Origin of the sequence: Arthrobacter sp. Leaf337 (assembly GCF_001423745.1) — a bacterium.
Lineage (GTDB): Bacteria > Actinomycetota > Actinomycetes > Actinomycetales > Micrococcaceae > Arthrobacter.
The window spans coordinates 654507-670756 of the sequence record NZ_LMPC01000012.1; the positions used below are offsets into that span (position 1 = coordinate 654507).

18 protein-coding genes are annotated in these 16250 nt (G+C 66.0%); 7 read left to right on the top strand and 11 right to left on the bottom strand.

The window, feature by feature from the left end; translation table 11 throughout:
• Positions 1 to 167 precede the first annotated feature (167 nt).
• Positions 168 to 1523 carry a uracil-xanthine permease family protein gene (locus tag ASF98_RS12205; protein ID WP_055802020.1) on the top strand — a complete coding sequence of 452 codons (1356 nt, stop codon included), beginning with the start codon at positions 168 to 170 and terminating at the stop codon, positions 1521 to 1523.
• Positions 1524 to 1583: 60 nt separating this feature from the next.
• Here the strand turns inward: ASF98_RS12205 and ASF98_RS12210 are convergent, their stop codons facing one another.
• Complete coding sequence (locus tag ASF98_RS12210) at positions 1584 to 2087, bottom strand: hypothetical protein (protein WP_055802023.1); 504 nt, start codon at positions 2085 to 2087, stop codon at positions 1584 to 1586.
• Positions 2088 to 2160: 73 nt separating this feature from the next.
• Positions 2161 to 3057: an SDR family oxidoreductase gene (locus ASF98_RS12215; RefSeq protein ID WP_055802024.1), complete on the bottom strand. Its 897-nt coding sequence runs from the start codon at positions 3055 to 3057 to the stop codon at positions 2161 to 2163.
• Between the two features lie 204 nt (positions 3058 to 3261).
• On the opposite strand from ASF98_RS12215, the gene ASF98_RS12220 reads away from it, so the two are divergent.
• Both ASF98_RS12220 and ASF98_RS12225 read left to right on the top strand, forming a co-directional pair.
• Positions 3262 to 3753, top strand: coding sequence for a DUF6328 family protein (locus ASF98_RS12220; protein ID WP_055802027.1), 492 nt, complete (start codon positions 3262 to 3264; stop codon positions 3751 to 3753).
• Between the two features lie 48 nt (positions 3754 to 3801).
• Positions 3802 to 4464 carry a DUF6766 family protein gene (locus ASF98_RS12225; protein WP_055802030.1) on the top strand — a complete coding sequence of 221 codons (663 nt, stop codon included), beginning with the start codon at positions 3802 to 3804 and terminating at the stop codon, positions 4462 to 4464.
• A 9-nt stretch (positions 4465 to 4473) separates the two neighbouring features.
• Here ASF98_RS12225 and ASF98_RS12230 read toward each other — a convergent pair whose 3' ends face one another.
• From ASF98_RS12230 to ASF98_RS12245, 4 genes are all read right to left on the bottom strand, one after another.
• Complete coding sequence (locus tag ASF98_RS12230) at positions 4474 to 5598, bottom strand: glycerate kinase (RefSeq protein WP_055802032.1); 1125 nt, start codon at positions 5596 to 5598, stop codon at positions 4474 to 4476.
• Between the two features lie 96 nt (positions 5599 to 5694).
• Entirely contained in the window at positions 5695 to 6507 is an 813-nt protein-coding gene (locus ASF98_RS12235) for an alpha/beta fold hydrolase (RefSeq protein WP_055802035.1), read from the bottom strand.
• Positions 6508 to 6551: 44 nt separating this feature from the next.
• On the bottom strand, positions 6552 to 7373 hold the full coding sequence (locus ASF98_RS12240; protein WP_055802038.1) for a class I SAM-dependent methyltransferase: 822 nt from the start codon (positions 7371 to 7373) through the stop codon (positions 6552 to 6554).
• A 51-nt stretch (positions 7374 to 7424) separates the two neighbouring features.
• Entirely contained in the window at positions 7425 to 7796 is a 372-nt protein-coding gene (locus tag ASF98_RS12245; protein ID WP_055802041.1) for a DUF7793 family protein, read from the bottom strand.
• Between the two features lie 166 nt (positions 7797 to 7962).
• Here ASF98_RS12245 and ASF98_RS12250 point away from each other — a divergent pair, with 166 nt between their 5' ends.
• Complete coding sequence (locus ASF98_RS12250; RefSeq protein ID WP_235505845.1) at positions 7963 to 9534, top strand: sensor histidine kinase; 1572 nt, start codon at positions 7963 to 7965, stop codon at positions 9532 to 9534.
• A gap of 52 nt (positions 9535 to 9586) precedes the next feature.
• Here the strand turns inward: ASF98_RS12250 and ASF98_RS24140 are convergent, their stop codons facing one another.
• Positions 9587 to 9742, bottom strand: coding sequence for a hypothetical protein (locus ASF98_RS24140; RefSeq protein WP_156037087.1), 156 nt, complete (start codon positions 9740 to 9742; stop codon positions 9587 to 9589).
• Positions 9743 to 9887: 145 nt separating this feature from the next.
• On the opposite strand from ASF98_RS24140, the gene ASF98_RS12255 reads away from it, so the two are divergent.
• The 3 genes from ASF98_RS12255 to ASF98_RS12265 all read left to right on the top strand — a co-directional run bounded on the left by ASF98_RS12255 (position 9888) and on the right by ASF98_RS12265 (position 12911).
• Entirely contained in the window at positions 9888 to 10916 is a 1029-nt protein-coding gene (locus ASF98_RS12255) for a hypothetical protein (RefSeq protein ID WP_055802047.1), read from the top strand.
• Positions 10917 to 11044: 128 nt separating this feature from the next.
• On the top strand, positions 11045 to 11383 hold the full coding sequence (locus ASF98_RS12260; RefSeq protein ID WP_055802049.1) for a DUF7793 family protein: 339 nt from the start codon (positions 11045 to 11047) through the stop codon (positions 11381 to 11383).
• A complete protein-coding gene (locus ASF98_RS12265; RefSeq protein WP_055802052.1) occupies positions 11373 to 12911 on the top strand; it encodes a putative bifunctional diguanylate cyclase/phosphodiesterase in 1539 nt (512 codons plus the stop codon). Before ASF98_RS12260 ends, ASF98_RS12265 begins: the two co-directional genes overlap by 11 nt.
• Here ASF98_RS12265 and ASF98_RS12270 read toward each other — a convergent pair.
• The 4 genes from ASF98_RS12270 to ASF98_RS12285 form a co-directional block, all read right to left on the bottom strand.
• The gene (locus tag ASF98_RS12270; RefSeq protein WP_055802055.1) at positions 12908 to 13690 is read right to left on the bottom strand and encodes a glycerophosphodiester phosphodiesterase; all 783 of its coding nucleotides are present in this window, start codon (positions 13688 to 13690) and stop codon (positions 12908 to 12910) included. The two genes, ASF98_RS12265 and ASF98_RS12270, sit on opposite strands and share 4 nt — an antisense overlap.
• 13 nt (positions 13691 to 13703) lie before the next feature.
• The gene (locus ASF98_RS12275; RefSeq protein ID WP_055802057.1) at positions 13704 to 14522 is read right to left on the bottom strand and encodes a Cof-type HAD-IIB family hydrolase; all 819 of its coding nucleotides are present in this window, start codon (positions 14520 to 14522) and stop codon (positions 13704 to 13706) included.
• Between the two features lie 164 nt (positions 14523 to 14686).
• Entirely contained in the window at positions 14687 to 15202 is a 516-nt protein-coding gene (locus ASF98_RS12280; RefSeq protein ID WP_055802060.1) for a YbhB/YbcL family Raf kinase inhibitor-like protein, read from the bottom strand.
• Between the two features lie 10 nt (positions 15203 to 15212).
• A complete protein-coding gene (locus ASF98_RS12285) occupies positions 15213 to 16238 on the bottom strand; it encodes a carbohydrate kinase family protein (protein WP_235505847.1) in 1026 nt (341 codons plus the stop codon).
• Positions 16239 to 16250: the final 12 nt, after the last annotated feature.

A 16250-nucleotide genomic window follows, 5' to 3' on the forward strand; every position in this document is an offset into this window, starting at 1 on the left:
CGCGTGACCTTCCCCACAGTGGCGGGCTGCCGAGCGGCAGGGCTCCACAGCGGCCGGACGCACGGTCGTGCGAATTGCGGGGCGAATTGCGGGGCCTGCGCGGTAATGTTGCTCCGGAAGATTCCTTCCCCGCTCCCGACACATACTCCTTTGAAAGGCTCCCGGCCATGAGCATGCTTGGTACCAAATGGAAGCTCCACGGCAACGGTAAGTCGGTCCGCCCGGGCGAGGTGGTGGCCCCCGGCGAACGGCTGACCTGGCCGCTGACCATCGGGGTGGGAATGCAGCACGTCGTGGCCATGTTCGGTGCGACTTTCCTGGTGCCCATCATCACGGGCATGCCGCCGGCCACCACACTGTTCTTCTCCGGCATCGGAACCCTGCTCTTCCTGGTGATCACCCAGGGCAGGGTGCCCAGCTACCTCGGTTCGAGCTTTGCCTTCATTGCCCCGATCATGGCCTCCCAGCAGCAGTTCGGAATTCCCGGGGCCCTGGGCGGGGTTGTGCTCGCCGGCGCGGGCCTGGCCGTCATCGGCGCCGTGGTCCAGAAATTCGGGGCCGGCTGGATCAACCGGCTCATGCCGCCGATCGTCACGGGCGCCATCGTGGCCCTGATCGGACTGAACCTCGCCCCGGCCGCGAAGCACAACTTCGACGCCGCCCCCGTCACCGCGGTGATTACCCTGGCCACCATCATCCTGGTGAGCGTGCTATTCAAGGGCATCCTCGGCCGCCTCAGCATCCTGGTGGGCGTAGTGGTGGGATACTTTGTGGCCATGCTCCGCGGCGAAGTGAACTACAGCAAGATGGACGCCGCCGCGTGGGTGGGGCTGCCGCACTTCCAGACCCCCGAATTCCACCTGGGCGTGGTGGGTCTCTTCGTTCCCGTGGTGCTGGTGCTGGTTGCCGAGAACATCGGCCACGTGAAATCCGTGTCCGCCATGACGGGCCAGAACCTCGACGGCGTCTCCGGCCGCGCCCTGATGGCCGACGGCGCCGCCACCGTACTGGCCGGCTTCGGCGGCGGTTCCGGAACCACCACGTATGCCGAAAACATCGGCGTGATGGCGGCCACGAAGGTCTACTCGACGGCAGCCTACTGGGTGGCTGGCACCTTCGCGATCATCCTCAGCTTCTCCCCCAAGTTCGGCGAACTGATTGCCACGGTTCCCGCGGGCGTGCTGGGCGGCGCTGCCACCATGCTTTACGGCATGATCGGCATCCTGGGCGTCAAGATCTGGGTCCAGAACAAGGTCAACTTCTCCAACCCGGTCAATTTGACCACCGCGGCGGTGGCACTGATCATCGGCATCGCCGATTACACCTGGACCATCGGCGAACTGACGTTCACCGGCATCGCCCTGGGCTCCGCCGCCGCACTCGTGATCTACCACGGCATGAAAGCGATCGCGAAGGCCCGCGGCAGCGTCGCTGAACCGGAGACCGAACAGGCCGGCCTGCCCCCTGCAGTTAAGGCCGCGATCAACGCCGCCGCCAAGCGGACTCCGAAAAAGCGGCCTTAGGCGGCACTGACGGGCGGCCGCCTCGGCAGCCGCCCGCACGGGCTGTTAACCGGCGCCGGGTTATCCGGCGTCGAACGTATCGTCCTCGCGGTCCTTGGGGGCCTTGCTGTCCGGCAGGTCCGTGCCGCTGCCATCGGGGATCCCGGCAGCGTCCTGCTTCGGTTCCGACGAGAAGGGCCGTCCGGCGTCCGGATCCTCCGTGTTGGATTCGTCCATTTCCGCCTCCGCGGACGGTACCGCGGCATCGCTTTCGGCCGGCTCAAAGCCGGGGTCCGTACTTTCGCTCTCTGCGTGCAACTGATCCTCCGTTCCTCCGAAACGACCCGCTCCGGGTTCGCCTGCGCTGTCCTGGTCTTCTTCGCCGAACTGGCTGAGGTCAGGCACCCCGGCAGGGTAGCTTTCGCCGTCCGGGCTGTCCTGGCTCAGGCCCGCCGCGTCGAACGCCTCTTCCTCACGTGGCTGGGCGAACTTCTTCGTGTCAGCGCCACCCATTTCCTGCTCGACCGTGGGCGTACCGTACCCGCCCTCTTCCTCAATGGGTGTTCCTTGGTTCTCCTGCGTCATGTCATTCCTCCTGGGTGGTAGGGCTGGTTGGTTAGCTGGATACTCGGACCCGGATGCACAGTCCGGGCGGGGGTCAGAGCCCCTTGCCGCCTGTCACCGGAAGCACGGCCCCGGAAATGTAGGAGCCGGAGTCCGAGGCGAGCAGGACGTAGGCGGCCGCGAGTTCTGCCGGCTGTCCGGCGCGCCCGAGAGGAGTGTCCTGACCGAACGTCGGCAGCTTTTCGGGCCATTCCGTAGCGGGAATGAGCGGCGTCCAGATGGGGCCCGGAGCCACGGCATTGACCCGGATGCCCTTGGGTCCGAGCTCCTGGGCCAGCGCCTTGGTGAACGCCACTTGGGCGCCCTTCGTCATGGCGTAGTCGATGAGTTCCGGTGAAGGATTGAAGGCCTGGATGGAGGCGGTGGTGATGATGGAGGCGCCTGCCTTGAGATGGGGCACCGCGGCCCTTGCCGTCCAGAGCAGGGAATACAGGTTCGTCTTGAACACACGGTCGAATTCCTCGGTGGGCAGCGCCTCAAAGCTGTCGCGGTTCTTTTGGTAGGCGGCGTTCAACACCACCACGTCCAAGCGCCCGAACTCCGCGAGCGTGTCCGCCACGATCCTGGTGCTGAACTCTTCACTGCGGCCGTCGCCCGGCAGCAACAGGGCCCGTTGACCGGCCTTGCGGATCCACGCGGCGGTGTCCTGGGCGTCGGCTTCCTCCTCGGGAAGGTACGAGATGGCGACGTCGGCCCCCTCGCGGGCGAAGGCAATGGCCACTGCCCTTCCTATGCCGGAGTCTCCGCCGGTGATGAGCGCCGCCTTGCCCGGGAGCGCGTTGTTTCCCTCGTAGCTTTCCTCGCCGTGGTCCGGCTGCGGCTCCATGGGCGCCGTGAGCCCCGGCTGCTTCTGGACTTGCTCGGGGAACGGCCCGTCATGGTAGCCCGCCCTGGGGTCCTGCGGCTGGTGGTCCTGCTTTTCGTCGGTCATTGTCCACCTCGCTAACGTCTGAGTTTGTACTGCCTCCGGTGCGTGACCGGCTCTTCGAAACTATCCCAGCGCACAAGGCAAGTCCACGGTTTTGGCAAAATTAGTCAGCAAACTTAGTAGTGCTTGATAATGGGCATCTTCAAGCCTAGGTTGAGACATAGTTGCGGCCATTCGCGGCCGCTCGCGGCGACCGGAGGTGGGCAATTGTCTGACCCGGAGGTGACGCCGGGCAACGGTAGAAACGAAACGGTCGAGCAGCAGATGGACCGTAACTGGATGGAGCTCATCCAGGAACTGCGCGTGCTCCAGACCGGAGTCCAGATCCTTGCCGGTTTCCTGCTCACGCTTCCCTTCCAGTCCCGGTTCGAGGACCTCGACGCCTTCCAGGTGGGCCTCTACCTGACCAACGTGGTGCTGGCTGCCCTGACCACCGCGCTGATCCTCCTGCCTGTCAGCGTCCACCGCAGGTTGTTCCGGCAACGGCTGAAATCCACCCTCGTTTCGAGCGCGGACAGCATCACGAAGGTTGCCCTCGGCGGGGTTGCACTCCTGAGTGTGGGAACCTCAGCCTTGGTTTTCGACGTAACCGCCGGACGCAACGCTGGCCTCACGGCAGGCGGATTGCTGCTGGCAGTCCTGCTGATCCTGCTGGTCATCGTCCCGATCCAGCTCAACAAACGGGCCAGACGTGGATAGGGCAACGTCTCTCCCAGCGAAGTTCGCCAGTCAATATCGGAAGGCGCCATGAAGAAGTGGGTTAAGGAACACGGGCTGATGCTGGCCAACATCGGGCTATTCGCGGTGTTTTTCGGCGGAATGGTGATCAGCGGCGCCAGCGACTACAGCGAAGACCAACTCGCCCACGGCCAACCGGCCGTAGGCATAGCGGGCTACCTCGCCACCGGGGCGTTCCTTGAAGCCACCTTCGAGAACTGGGAATCGGAGTTCCTGCAGATGGGCATGTATGTCATCCTGACGGTTTTCCTTTTCCAAAAAGGCTCCTCGGAATCGAAGCCGATAGGAAAGGTAGCGCCGCAGGACCAGGATCCGCGTGAGGCAGCCGTGAAGGCCGCCACGCCGTGGCCCGTACGGCGCGGCGGCTGGGTCCTCAGGCTCTATGAGCACTCCCTCTCCATCATGTTCCTGCTTCTGTTCCTCGCATCTTTCACCCTCCATGCGATAGGCGGCAGCGAGGAGTACAGCCAGGAACAACAAAGCCACGGGCAGCCGGGCGTGACGCTGCTCGGCTACCTCGGCACCAGCCGGTTCTGGTTCGAGTCGTTCCAGAACTGGCAGAGCGAATTCCTGGCGGTCGCCGTGCTGGTTGGCGCGTCCGTCTACCTGCGCGAACGGGGCTCACCCGAGTCCAAACCTGTGGCCGAACCGCATTACGAGACCGGGGCTTAGCGGCCCGAGTCAGGCCCCCTCAAGGACCTGGCTGGTGGCCCACGTGAGGTACTTGGCGGCATTGGCGACGGCGTCTTCCGGGCTGGACGCGACGTCCAGCAGCTGCGCAGCGGCCACTACGCCGTGCCTCGCCAGGTCCTCCGGCGTGACCAGGATTCGGCCGGCCACCACAATCACCGGGATGCCCCGCTCGCGCGCTGCATCGGCCAGCGCAATGGGCGCCTTGCCCTCCAGCGACTGCGAATCCATGGATCCCTCGCCGGTGATCACCAGGTCCGCCTCGGCCAGCTGGACCGCCAGGCCCGTGAGGCCCGCCACCAAGGCAAAGCCGCCTTCGAGAGCGGCATTGCTGAAAGCCAGGAACGACGCCGGGAACCCGCCAGCCGCGCCCGCTCCGGGAACGTTGACGTCGCGCCCCGTGGACTGCCGCAGAACCGACGCCCAGTTGCGGAGCCCCGCATCCAGCAGCTCCACGGCGTCCGCGTCGGCGCCCTTCTGCGGACCGAAGACGTGCGCCGCTCCGTCGCTTCCGAACAGCGGGTTCTGAACGTCCACGGCGATCCGGAACTTCACGGCAGCCAGCCGCGGGTCCAGACCGGAAACGTCAACACCTACAACGTCCCCAAGGGAACCGCCGCCCAGCGGAACCACGTTTCCGCTGGCGTCCAGCGGCTTCAGGCCCAGTGCGCGCAGGGCGCCGCTGCCGCCGTCGGTCATGGCAGACCCTCCCACGCCCAGCACGATTTCGGTAGCCCCGGCGTCCAGCGCGGCAGCGATCAGCTGGCCGCAGCCGTAGCTGTGCGCGCGCAGCGCGTTGGCCGGCGACGGCTCCATGTGCGCCAGCCCCGAGGCCTGGGCCGTTTCAATCACGGCGGTGGCACCGCCGAAAGCATCCTTGCGGAGAGCCCAGGCCGCACCAATGGGCGCCAGGATGGGACCGACGACGGCGTTCAGCCGCTCCTCGTAGCCGGCGGCAACGGCGGCTTCAAGGGTGCCTTCTCCGCCGTCGGCAACTGGAAACTGCGTGGCGACCGCGTCCGGATAGACGCGCAGCGCCCCCTCGGCGATGGCACTGGCAGCCTCCGCGGCAGTCAGTGACCCTTTGAACTTGTCCGGAGCGATGAGAATGCGCATGGGTCTATCCTGCCAGCATCCGCCGGAAAGCGCTTGCCTGCGTGTAATGAACATGGATTATTGGAGCACTGACCCCGATGGGCGGCCGGGACGGGCCTAGCGGCGGTTCTGGGTCTGTTCCGCGGCGCCGGAATCCGGGAGCCCGGCGAAGCCACTGATGGCGTCAGCGACCTGGGCCGTGCCGGTGTACTGGACCACATGTCCGCAGCCGGGCACCTCCACCAGCCTGCCGGCCGGAGCGCGGCGGGCAAGGATCCGGCACCACTCCCCTGTCGCGATGGGGTCCGAGGCCCCACGGAGGACCAGTACTGGCGCCCCCAGCCCGCGAATCCGGTCCTCGGTCCGGTAGTTCATCATGACCCGCAGTTGCTTGAGGTACCAGCCCGGGCCGCAGCGCAGGTAGTCGCTGAAGACCACGGCATTGGACCCCAATGTTTCATAGCGGATCGCATCCCTGGCCAGCGCAAGCATCTGGCGGAGCACTGTGCGGCGCCGGACGTCCACCACGGGTCCCATCAGCACAACATGCGGCACCTGGCCGGGGCGCTGAAGGGCCGCTTCCAGAACGAACTGTGCCCCCATGGAATGGCCCACGAGGATGCGCGGCCCCACTCCCGCCTGATCCAGCACCTCGTGGATAAATGCCCCGTGGTCCGCAACCGTGAGCAGGCGGTCCGGGCGGGGTGCGGATCCAAAGCCGGGAAGGTCGATCGAAATCGTGTCCGCGGTCCTGGCCAGGACATGGTGCAGCCGTGCAAGGTACCGGTGGGAGACGCCGATCCCGTGAATGAGGACAATGGTGGGGGCCTCCGCGACGGCGTCCGGCAGGCCGCTGGGCGTGGCACGCGAGGCGTACATCCGTCCACGGAGCCCTCCGGCCTCGACGGCTGTTGCTTCGGTCCCCTTCATCCGTCGAGGATAGCTCCCCGCGGCGCGGATTCAGGGAAAGGCTCCTAATTCCTTGCCCGCAGCACCGCAAAGTAGCCGGGGATGAGGTCAGCCCGCGTCGGGTCGGACAAGGGCATCGTCTCGATCGCCGTGGGACCGTCCTCGATCAGCTCCCAGCGGCCCGCGGGGAAGGCCAGGCTCCGCTCCTTCGGACCGAAGCGTCCCGGCATGGGCAGCCCGCGGATGGCCCCTTCGAGAGGCGACGGGATGGACCGGAGCGTTGCTCCGAGGTGCGACACGTACTCGACGGCGTTTCCCTGGAAGTCGGTTTCGGCCAGGAAAACGCGCCCGTTCATTCCCGTGATGGCACGAACGTTTTCGGCAAGGGCGTGCCGTTCACGTTCTCCCAGGACGTGCAGTACGCCCCGGATAAAGACATTCGCCCCTGCGCCAGCCCGGCCTCCCCCGCCAAGCAGCCGAAGCTCTTCCCCGAGTCCGCCGCCGGCGTCGGGAGCTGTCATGTCACGGACGACGTACGAAACGTTCGCCAGCCCGGACGACTCGCTGACTGCCCGCCGTACCGCATGGGCGGAGACATCAACACCCATGGCGTGCGGGAAATGCGCGGCCAGTTGCCGGGTGAAGCTGCCGTTGCCGCAGCCGATGTCCACCACCGGCAGCCCGGGGTCCAGGTGCAGGCGCAGCCTGTCCACGTAACCCTGCATCTCGTGGTCGCTGCCGGAGTCCCACAGCACGTCGCCGGTGGCCCCTGTGCTTTTCACGGAGGACCAGAACAGGTCCCAGGCAACATGGTGGTCCCGCGGTGCGCCGGCGGACAACCGCACAAGCCTGGGGATCATCAGGTATTTTTTTAGGGCGGCGAGCATGGTCCAAATATAAGGGCACCACCGTTGATGCCCGGCTAGTCGGCGCGGAAATCAGGTCACAGACAGCCAAGTGATGGCGTCCCGTTCGGAGGTGAAGAACTTCGTGGGACACGGCACCGCATTGATTCCCAAAAAGAAATTGGCCAGGACGCGGTCAACCGGCGAGGCCCCCAGCAAGGCGATCCGGGAGGCCTGGCACGGGCGGCCAAAAACGGCGCGTGCGCCCCGGCTCACGTCGGCGGTGGTGGCCATGTCCACCAGCATGGGATGCCGTTCGTCGCCACACAACTGGTTCACCCTGAGCATGGCGCGCTCCGCGTCCCCGGCTGTGATCACGGCGCCGCGCGGCCACGTCAGCCGGAGCACTCCGTCGGCTCCCAGCGTCAGTCCCGCTTCCGTGCCCATCTCGCGATTTCCGGACATATCCACCCTTCCTCCCGCCAGGGTAAGCCCGCAAGGAATGCGTGCGACCTAAGTCACCCTACAATGTAGTCAACCGGGGACCGAAGGGGGCAGCGTGATAATCCAGGCGGCGCAGAACTCACTTGTACCACGCACGGCTATCGTGGCCGATCCGGACAGCGGGCGCTTGTCCGCTACAGCGGCCGTTTTAGCGGCCGCAGGGTTCGAGGTCTCCACGGCCTCCAGCCACGAAAGCCTGGCCGGGCTGCTGGACCGGCACCATCCCAGCATCGTCGTCGCGGATCATTCGCTTGCCGGCCCTCCGGTGGATGCACCGCTCCTTCTCCTGATCGATCTGGATGACGAGTCCGCGGCGGAGAGCGTGCGGTCGCTCCCCATGGCGGACTACATCGCGAAACCTCCCGCCCCGGCCGAACTTGCCCACCGGGCGGACGTCCTGGTCAGCCGCGCTGCGCAGCGCTCCGATGCGCGGCAAAGCGCTGAACGGCTGCGCGAAAAGCTCCGCGGGGTGTCCTCTGCCGTTCGCGCCACCCATGATCCCCTCCTGATTTCGGATTATCTGGTGACAGGATTCGGGGAGACATTCGGCGCCGACCGCGTCCTGTTCACTACTTTCGACGACGACCGCGTCCCGCGGATAGCTGCCCAGTGGCACCGGCCTGGCCTTGCCGCTGTGGCGGACGGATTGGGAATCCAGGAATCGTCCGCGCACCGCGTTGCGGACCGGCTGTGGTCAGAGGCGGAAGTGCTCACAGTGGAGGACCACCGGTTGCACGAATGGTCCCCCGAGGACCAGGAGCTGGCGGCATGGTCTGAGCATATGGGCCCCTGGGCCTCCGCCTTTGTTCCTGTGGGCGAGGGCAAGTCATCGCTCGGCGTCATCTGGATTGCGCAGCTGGACGAGCCGCGTGTCTGGACGCGAACCGAAATTTCACTGATCCAGCACGTGGCCGGAAACGTCGCGTACGGGCTCATCCAAAGCCATTTGATGAGCGCCCAGCAGCGGGTGGTCAAGCAGCTGCGGCAGCTTGACCAGGCGAAGACCGATTTCCTTGCCACCGTCAACCACGAACTCCGTACTCCGCTGACGTCCATCTCCGCTTACCTGGACATGATCCAGGACGGCGTGGGAGGGCCGGTGCCCGCGGAAGTGGAGAGGATGCTGGACATCATTGTCAGGAACTCAGAGCGGCTGCGGCGCCTGATCGAGGATATGCTCACTGTTTCGCGTCAGGATTACGACGGCGCCAACCTCCATCTGGGGCCCGTCCAGCTGGGACACACTCTCCAAATCGTGACAGTGGCGCTGCGCCCGCTGGCTGAGCTGGGCGACGTTTCCATCTCGCTGGAGCTCTGCGACGGCGATTCAGAGATAATCGCCGATGAAGTTCAGCTGGAGCAGGTGTTTACGAACCTTGTTTCAAATGCCATCAAATTCACGCCTCGCGGAGGCGGGATTGTTGTTAGCTGCCGCCTGGAAGCAATGACGGACGGAGAGTCCGGCATTAATATCCACGTGCGCGATACAGGGGTTGGAATCCCGGAGGAAGAAATCCCGCATCTTTTCACCCGCTTCTTCCGTGCATCCAACGCGACGTCAGCGGCCGTCCCCGGCAGCGGCCTGGGACTCGCCATTGCGTACGACATCGTCAAGGCGCATCGGGGGGACGTGGCGGTCAGCTCGCAGCTGGGCGAGGGCACCACTATCACCGTGAAACTGCCCGTTTCCGGGCCTTAAACGGAACTGCCCCCGGATTTGAGATCCGGGGGCAGTTCTTGGCGCATGGAGCTTAGTCTGGCCACCAGCCGATGTGTGCCTGCGTGGTGGGCGCCTTGCTTGACGTGCTGACGGTGGTATCCGACTTGGGAGCGGCCGTGGCGGGCGCAGCGAAACCTGCGACAGCCAGGACGCCGGTGAGCAAGAATGTAGCGGCTATTTTCTTCATCCGCGGGTCCTTTCAATCAATTGGGCGCAAAAACTCATTACGAGCGTCAGTATACGGTCACAAGATCAATATTTAACTCTGGTAACACCAGCAAAATTATGACACGGGTGGTCGATGTAGAAGCTTTCCGGGGGATAATTGGAAAATGCCGATTCCCCGGAAATTGTTACCGCATGTGGTTGCGGAGCTGCAGGCCCGCGAAAGCTGGAAAAGCCGCGAATACTCAAGGGCGCGGGACGAGGCACGCAGAGCAGCGGAGCTCGCTCTGTTAGAGGGGGACCAGATCGCCTGGTGGAACATGACGCTCTTCCAGGCTGAATGCCTCAAGGACCTGGGTCAGATCCACGAGTGCATGGAACTGATCACATACCTGGCCAGCCACCCGCTCTCCGCTGCGGAACCGGCCCTGGGAGCACGGGCCTTCATCCTGCTGGCACTGTCGCAACAGGGGCTGGGGCGGCTACCCGACGCCGTCGGCGCAGCCACCTCCGCCGCCGATCTCGTTGCCGGCAACCCCGAGTACGTCTACCTCCACATCCAGGCCCAGCGTGCACTCATCGCCGCCCTCGCGGAAAGTCGCCGGCTCGATGAGGCGTGGGACCAATGCCTCCTGCTGGAGGGCCTGCTGACGGACCTCGTGGACGAGGACACTGCCGGAAAGGCCTACTGGGTGATAGGAAACGTCGCGTTCCTCACCGGCCGGGTGAAGGACGGCGGCCGCTACCACGACATGGCTGCAGAAAGCCTGTCACCGTCGAAGGACGTGGACCTCTGGGCCAGGTTCAACCGCGCGTCGGCGGTGATGCGCCTCGAGGCCGAGCTCACCGACCCCGCAACCCTTCGCTGCATCGAGCGGGCGGAGCTCGCCACCGAAGTGGTCGGCGGAAGTGACCGCGACCTCCTTGAAATGTCGTTTGTGCGCGCACACTGGCATTTCCTGACCGGCGATATGGCAACGGCAATCAACATGCTCCGGCCGCTGTGCACCGAAGCAGGAATCCTGGCCACCCAAACAGCGGGAGAGGCCTCTTTCCTGCTGGGCAAATCGCTCCTTGCCAACGGTGACCACGAGGAAGCGCTCCAACGCTTGGCTGATGCAGCCGAACTCTTTGACGATGCGGCCGCCTCCGAACGGAGCGCCCAGGTTCGCGCGTTTGCGGCAGGCGTAAGCTAACGCACCCCGGACGGCGAAGGACAGTGTATTTTTAGTCTCAGAGCCTCGTGGGAGGCTGAGTGGCGCCAGGGAGGCCAAACGGCTCCTCTCACATGTTCGGGGGATTAATGTCTAAGCCGCTTGGATTGATGCAAGAACAAATTGTCAGGATCGTGCTTCCCCGAGACGAACACCTGGATGAGCATTCAGCGCGGGTGCTGGCTGCCGGCCTTCAACGCCCGCGCTCCGGCCCTCCGCTGGCCGTGCTCCTGGATGTGACAGGCGTTGCGTCCGTGAGCAGGGCGGCGAGGGCGGTGTTCAGCAATGTGAGCACAGTGGCCGCCTGGGCACTGCTCGGACGGACTCCAGTGGACCGGATCCTGGCGCATTTCATCCTTGGCGGCGACTTCAAGTCCGGGCCTGCCAGTTACTTCACGTCCGAGCCCGAGGCCCTCAAGTGGTTGAAGGAAAACGCCCATGTTCACTGAGGGCGACCCGCGCCTGGGCAAGCTGCTGGACGGAATCGTCCGCCTTGCCGCAGGGGAGCTTCACTCCCGGATCGAAGTATCCCCCGCCAGGGATGAGCTGGATGCTGTCATCATGGGCACCAACCTCCTGGCCGAAGACCTGCAGATCATGTACCAGGAGCTGGAGCAGCGGGTGGAACTGCGCACCCGGCTGCTCAACGAAGCGCACCTGGAAATGCAGAAGATGGCGCTGACGGACTCGCTGACCGGCCTGGCGAACCGTGCGGCCCTGGTCAGTGCCCTCAACGACACCCTGACGGAGGCTGAGCGGGGCGACCTTCCGCCCGCCGTCCTCTTGCTGGACCTTGACGCCTTCAAAGGCATCAACGACTCCCTCGGCCACGCTGCCGGGGATCAGGTACTGACCGCCGTCGGGGAGCGGATCAAGGGATCAGTCCGGGACACTGACACGGTGGCCCGCCTGGGCGGTGACGAATTCGCCGTCCTGATGCCCGCCACCACCCTCGCCCGCGCCGCGAGCGTGGGCAACCGCATCCTCGCTGCCCTGGACAGCCAAGTGGAGCTCGAGAACGACTCCGTCCAGTGCGGGGCCAGCATGGGGCTGTGCATCGGCGGAGCCGGACAAAGCGCCGAACAGCTACTCATGGAAGCCGACGTGGCTATGTACGCTTCCAAGGCTGGCGGGCGCAACAGGCTCAAAGTATTCGAACCGGCCATGCTGCACGCGCGCCAATTGCGGAGCCAGCTTATCGATGACCTTCGGACGGCCATTTCCGAGTCAGAGCTGGTGCTTTTCTACCAGCCCGTGGTCGCGCTGGCGTCCGGGCGGATCGAGGGTGCGGAAGCCTTGGTCCGCTGGCAGCATCCTTCCCGCGGCATGGTGATGCCGGACGAATTCATTCCCCTCGCTGAAGATGCCGGACTCATTTCCGAACTGGGCGGCTGGGTGCTCCGCACTGCAGTCAGGCAACTGCAGGACTGGCGGGCCGAGGGCCGCGCCGGGGACGACTTCTCCATGCGGATCAACATCTCACCGACCGACCTTCAGCGCCTCGAGTTCATCGAAGAGGTCCGGGATGCCCTCAGCGGGGCCGGAATCAGCCCGGAGCTGCTCGTCCTGGAGCTGACCGAGGGCGCAATTGTCAGCGGCAATGAGCTGGACCGGTACTCCCTGAGCAGCCTGCGGAAGCTGGGGGTAGGGCTGGAAATCGATGACTTCGGTACGGGCTATTCCTCCATCAGCTACCTGCGCAAGCTTCCGGTGGACAAGGTCAAAGTGGACCGCTCGCTGCTGAAGGACCTCGGAACGGACCCGGCCCAGCCGGACCTGATCGCCGCCATTCTCCAGCTGATCCGGGCGTGCGGCCTCGAAGCAGTCTGGGAAGGGGTGGAGACGGCGGAACAGGCCCGGCACCTGGCCAGTATCGGGTGCGTCAGCGCCCAAGGGTATTACTTCGGCCGGCCGGTTCCGGCGGACGAATTCGCAGCGGTGCTGGAAGCGCAGCGGGCTTCGCACCACGGCAGCTAGTCCCACTGCCCCCGGTCCTGGAGCACTGTCTTGAGGAGATCGGCCCGGTCCGTCACGATGCCGTCAACACCAAGGTCCAGGAGCCGGTGCATCTCCGCGGGATCGTTGATGGTCCACACATGGACCTGGAGGCCGTGCCGGTGGGCGCGGCGGACAAACGCCGGCGTCACCACCCGGACGGCACCGTAGCTGACCGGAACCTGCAGCGCGTGGATGCCCCGCACCACCCGTCGGATGACCGGCGCCGGAAGCACCGGTCCCAGCATTGTGAAGATCGCGTTGGACACGACGCCGGCCGACGCCGCGACCGGCCGGCTTAACCGCCTTAGAACCGCCCGGCGACGGCGGTCCGAGAAACTCGTAATCAGCACCTGGTCGTGAACGCCGTACTTCTCAATCGCGGCCGCAAGCCCGGGGACGGAGTTCCAGTCCTTGACGTCCAGGTTCAGCCGGACGCCGGGGAAGGCCCGCACCATTTCCTCGAACAGCGGGATGGGTTCCATGCCCCCGATCCTCGCCTGGGCCACCGTCCCTGCAGGGAGCCTGGAGATGCGTCCCTGCCCGTCCGTGACACGGTCGAGTGCGGGGTCATGGAACACCAGCAGCACGCCGTCGGCAGTGGTGTGGACGTCCATTTCCAGGTACCGGTAGCCGAGTTCGACGGCGGCGCGGAACGCCGCCATCGAATTTTCCAGCCCGTCCGGCGAGAACCCGCGGTGCGCCATCGCGATCCGCGCGGACGCGCTTCCGGCGGTGAAGAAAGGCTGGGGCTCAGTCATTCCAGGCGCCTGCCTAGACGCGCTTCACGCCAAATTCGGCCAGTTTGGCTTCGAGGATCTGGGCCACGCCGTCGTCGTCGAAATGCGGCGCCTGCTGCCCCGCGGCTCGGATGGCCTCCGGGTGGCCGCTGGCCATCGCGTAGCCGTCCCCGGCCCAGCGCAGCATCTCGATGTCGTTGGGCATGTCCCCGAACGCCACCACGTCCGCTGCGTCAATCCCCAGGGTGGCGGCGTATTCCGCGAGGGTCACCGCCTTGTTGACACCCGGGAGGGCAAGTTCCAGCATGGCCACGGTGGGTGCCGAGTGGGTGGCGGAGGCGAGGTGGGCGACTGCGGGCGACACTTCGGCAAGGAAGTCGTCCGCCGTGCCTTCGCGGACGATGGCCAGGAACTTCACCACGGCGTCGTCAGCGGTGAGTGTGCTGGCCAGCGGAGCGGGGGTGAATTCGGTCAGGAGTTCGCTGGAGTCGTTTTCGATGAAGCCCGGCTCCAGGTGGAAGCCGGTGAGCGTTTCCGCGGCGAACAGCGCGGACGGCCGGAGCTGCTTGATGATGCGGCGCGCCTCGAAGACCGCTTCCAGGGCGAGCGCGCGCGCGGAGACCAGGCGGCCTTCCTCGAGGTCCCACACCACGGCACCGTTCGAGCAGATCACGGTTCCGGCGTGCCCCAGCTGGTCTTCCAGGGGGTGCAGCCAGCGGGGCGGGCGTCCGGTCACGAACACCAGTTCGACGCCGGCATCGCGGCAGGCGTGGAAGGCGCGGATGGTCCGGTCACTGATCTTTCCGTCATGCCCGAGGATCGTTCCGTCAATATCACTTGCTACCAGCCGCATACAGCCAGTCTACGTTGGCCCGGCGGCGGCCCCCTCCGGGCGGGCTCAGGGCCGTCCGCCCCGGATCCTGGAGCGCGAATTCGCCGGAATGCTGCCAGATCGCCGGAAACTTACGGCGATCTCGCAGGCCTCCGGCGATCTCGGCGCGGCGGGGTGGACCTGGCTCAGCGTTCGAAGATGCCCGTGAGCGTCCCGCGGCCCAGCACGTGCGGGGCCAGCCTGGATTCCAGCTTGCCCGGGCTGACCCCGGAGTCCACACCGAGGTGCTCCACATCGAGGGCGTAGACCGTGACGATGTACCGATGCGGGCCGTGGCCGGGCGGTGGCGCGGCGCCCAGGTAGCCGTGGAAACCGCCGTCGTTCTTCAACTGCAGTGCACCGGCCGGAAGGTGCCCGCCGCCCTCGGCACCGGCCCCGGCCCCGGCGGGAAGCGACGTGACGCCTGCCGGGAGATCCAGCACCGCCCAGTGCCAGAAGCCGCCGCGGCCCGGGGCATCGGGATCGAACATCGTGACCGCATAGCCCCTGGTCCCCGCCGGCGCACCGCTCCAGCTCAGTTGCGGCGATTCGTCCTTGCCCCCGGCGCGCATCTTGCCGCTGCGCTGGGCGGGCGGCAGGGTTTGGCCGTCCTGGAAGGACTCGCTGCTGACGTGCAGGGAAGGGGAATGGTGGCTGGACATGTGCTGCCTTTCAGTTGCTGGCGGAATCGGCATTCCTACGGTCGTCGACGGCGAGCGCGGCTTCCCGTTCGACGGCGGACTCCGCGTCGCGTTCCAGACTTTCGAGCTCGAGGTGGTTGAGTTCGGCCCTCGTGGGCGGGTTGGCCCCCGGCCGGGACACGGTGACGGCGGCTGCCCACGCCGCATGGGCCAGCAGTTCACGGAGCGACTCGGCCGGTAGCTCACGCAGCTCCTTGCGGTTCTGGGCACCGTCCAGGCCGCGGTCCACCAGCCCGGAAATCAGCGCGGCCATGAAAGAATCGCCTGCGCCCACCGTGTCCGCCACCTCTACCTTGGGTGCGGGGAACTCCGCTTCGCCGGCGGCGGTGATTCCCCACGGGCCGGCCGCGCCGCGGGTCACCACCACCAGGGCGGGCCCCTCGGGACCGCCCAGGGACAGCCACCGCCGGGCCGACTCCAGGACGTCCACACCGGGGTAGAGCCATTCGAGGTCCTCGTCGGATGCCTTCACGATGTCCGCGAGGGTGACGAACTTTTCCGCCTGCCGGCGGGCATAGTCCACATCGGTGATGATGCTGGGGCGGCAGTTGGGGTCGAAGCTGATGGTGGCGGAGGGGTGCGCGTGCTCGACGGCCGCGAGCACCTCGGCAGCCCCCGGCTCCAGCATGGTGGCGATGGAGCCGGTGTGCACCAACGTGGTGCCCTGCAGCATGAACGGCAGCCGGTCCGCGAGGCCGGGAAGTTCCCAGGCGAGGTCGAACATGTAGGTGGCGGCGCCGTCGTCGTCGATCAACGCGGTGGCCACGCTGGTGGGCAGGGCATCCGGGCCCTGCGGGACCATCACCGAACTGGATTTCAGGTGGGCGGCCACGGACTCGCCGTAGGCGTCACGCCCGAACCTGCCGATGAACTGCACGGGGTGGTCCAGCCGCGCCAATCCCACTGCCACGTTGAGCGGGCTGCCGCCCACGTGGGCCTCGATTCCCGAGGATCGTTGGACAACGTCGACCAGGCCTTCGCCAATAACTGTGAGCATGGTCATACTCTG

What these genes read in the sequence shown, in the direction of transcription:
- ASF98_RS12205 (WP_055802020.1), top strand. Translation starts at nt 168, where the DNA reads ATGAGCATGCTTGGTACCAAATGGAAGCTCCACGGCAACGGTAAGTCG.
- ASF98_RS12210 (WP_055802023.1), bottom strand. Translation starts at nt 2,087, where the DNA reads ATGACGCAGGAGAACCAAGGAACACCCATTGAGGAAGAGGGCGGGTAC.
- ASF98_RS12215 (WP_055802024.1), bottom strand. Translation starts at nt 3,057, where the DNA reads ATGACCGACGAAAAGCAGGACCACCAGCCGCAGGACCCCAGGGCGGGC.
- ASF98_RS12225 (WP_055802030.1), top strand. Translation starts at nt 3,802, where the DNA reads ATGAAGAAGTGGGTTAAGGAACACGGGCTGATGCTGGCCAACATCGGG.
- ASF98_RS12230 (WP_055802032.1), bottom strand. Translation starts at nt 5,598, where the DNA reads ATGCGCATTCTCATCGCTCCGGACAAGTTCAAAGGGTCACTGACTGCC.
- ASF98_RS12235 (WP_055802035.1), bottom strand. Translation starts at nt 6,507, where the DNA reads ATGAAGGGGACCGAAGCAACAGCCGTCGAGGCCGGAGGGCTCCGTGGA.
- ASF98_RS12240 (WP_055802038.1), bottom strand. Translation starts at nt 7,373, where the DNA reads ATGCTCGCCGCCCTAAAAAAATACCTGATGATCCCCAGGCTTGTGCGG.
- ASF98_RS12245 (WP_055802041.1), bottom strand. Translation starts at nt 7,796, where the DNA reads ATGTCCGGAAATCGCGAGATGGGCACGGAAGCGGGACTGACGCTGGGA.
- ASF98_RS24140 (WP_156037087.1), bottom strand. Translation starts at nt 9,742, where the DNA reads ATGAAGAAAATAGCCGCTACATTCTTGCTCACCGGCGTCCTGGCTGTC.
- ASF98_RS12255 (WP_055802047.1), top strand. Translation starts at nt 9,888, where the DNA reads ATGCCGATTCCCCGGAAATTGTTACCGCATGTGGTTGCGGAGCTGCAG.
- ASF98_RS12260 (WP_055802049.1), top strand. Translation starts at nt 11,045, where the DNA reads ATGCAAGAACAAATTGTCAGGATCGTGCTTCCCCGAGACGAACACCTG.
- ASF98_RS12265 (WP_055802052.1), top strand. Translation starts at nt 11,373, where the DNA reads ATGTTCACTGAGGGCGACCCGCGCCTGGGCAAGCTGCTGGACGGAATC.
- ASF98_RS12270 (WP_055802055.1), bottom strand. Translation starts at nt 13,690, where the DNA reads ATGACTGAGCCCCAGCCTTTCTTCACCGCCGGAAGCGCGTCCGCGCGG.
- ASF98_RS12275 (WP_055802057.1), bottom strand. Translation starts at nt 14,522, where the DNA reads ATGCGGCTGGTAGCAAGTGATATTGACGGAACGATCCTCGGGCATGAC.
- ASF98_RS12280 (WP_055802060.1), bottom strand. Translation starts at nt 15,202, where the DNA reads ATGTCCAGCCACCATTCCCCTTCCCTGCACGTCAGCAGCGAGTCCTTC.
- ASF98_RS12285 (WP_235505847.1), bottom strand. Translation starts at nt 16,238, where the DNA reads ATGCTCACAGTTATTGGCGAAGGCCTGGTCGACGTTGTCCAACGATCC.